This is a genomic window from Rhodococcus sp. NPDC056960 (assembly GCF_042674125.1).
In the GTDB taxonomy this organism is placed as follows: Bacteria; Actinomycetota; Actinomycetes; order Mycobacteriales; family Mycobacteriaceae; genus Rhodococcus_F.
On record NZ_JBHURF010000089.1, the window covers coordinates 1 to 1460 of the forward strand.

Below are 1460 nucleotides of genomic sequence, written 5' to 3' on the forward strand. Positions count from 1 at the left end.
TCGCGGGTGTGATGGAACATCGGCCGCGCCCTCAGGTCGGTTTTCGACATGCGGAACGACTGCTCGACCTGCCAGAGGTCGTGGTACTTCGCGATGACCTCGCCTGGTCCCATGATCGAGGCGGGAAGATTGGTGACGTAGCCCTTCAGCCCGATCAGCGACCGGGCCCGATCGAGAGATGCGCTGTCGAGGGCGCGGCCGCCCGCGGTGGTCTTGACGAACCTCGTCGATTTCGGTGCCTTCGCCCCGTCGACGACCTCGCGGGCCCGGGCTTCTTGGGCGTTCAGGGTTTGGTTGTCGCGGACGGCGCGGCGTTTCGAGTACTGCCAGACCGCCCGCCATGACTTCGGGTGTCCGGCCGCGTCCCAGACGGGTTCGGTGCGGTGGCGCACATTGTTGACGGCGCTCTTCGCGTGCCTCGGGGTGACGGTGTCGATGATCTGCCCGTCGGCGAAAGCGTCCCCGTTCCAATGGAAATGGTTCGCCAGATCGGCTGGGGCTTTCGTGACTCGGGAGCCGACGATGAACTTAAGCCCGGCCTCGTCGAGGGCAGTGAGGTTGCCAGCGGAGAGCATCCCGGCGTCGGCGGCGATCACCATCTCGACACCGGCAATGTCATGGCGGTCTTGGAACTGCCGGATCATGGGCACGATCGTGTGGGTTTCGGCCTTGTTGCCCTCGAAACAGCCGATCTCCAGCGGAAACCCGGTCCGGTCGACGAGCAGGCCGACCACGATCTGCGGATCGACCCGCCGCTCCTTCGAGTAGCCGACCTTGCGGAGTTCGTCTTCCTTCTCCGCCTCGAAGTACAAGGTGGTGACGTCGTAGAGCACCAGCGATAGCCCGCCGGTCGCCGCCGCATGCTCGAAGCATTTCGTCGCAACTCGATTCCGGTAATCGCTTGTGGTGCAACGCGTAAATGCATTGGCGTAGGTGTTGCGGTGCGCCGGTGTCAAGCCGATCTCGCTGACGACGCGGGCGGTGTCGCTCATCGAGGTCGGCTCCACGAGTCGGCCAAGGACCAGTTGGAAGAACGCCTCGTCGTCGACAACGTCGAACCCCAGTCGGGACCACGCTATGGCGATCGTCTCGATCAGCCAGCGGGACCGCTTCGCGGTGATTACCGACGGGCCGCCACCGGGGCCGGCGAGCGCATCCAGCCCCAGGTCGAGTTCCTCCTGACCCTCGTCGAGTTTGTCGCGGGCGACCTGCATCAACGCGGCCAACTCGCTGTCGGTGTGGGCCGAGCCGAGATGTTCGAGAATCGTGCGCCGACCGCCCTTCTTGGCCACGATCTGGACCGCTGTCGCCCCCGACGCGGTCCGAACCTTGCGGATATAGGCAGCCACGACCGGCGATCTTACCGGCCCGTTAGTGCCCCAAATCGACAACCCGTGATCCCGCTACCAGCGCAAACACCAGCCGAACCCAGAAATCCCCGCCGACTTGTGCAAGTCAGG

The 1460-nt window shown here is 64.9% G+C and carries 1 protein-coding gene; it reads right to left on the reverse strand.

The annotated features are described in order from the left end of the window. Positions 1-1349, reverse strand: a 1349-nt coding sequence (locus ACFTWF_RS45025; protein ID WP_378467533.1) for an IS1634 family transposase, incomplete at its 3' end; no start/stop codon positions are given. Positions 1350-1460 lie beyond the last annotated feature (111 nt).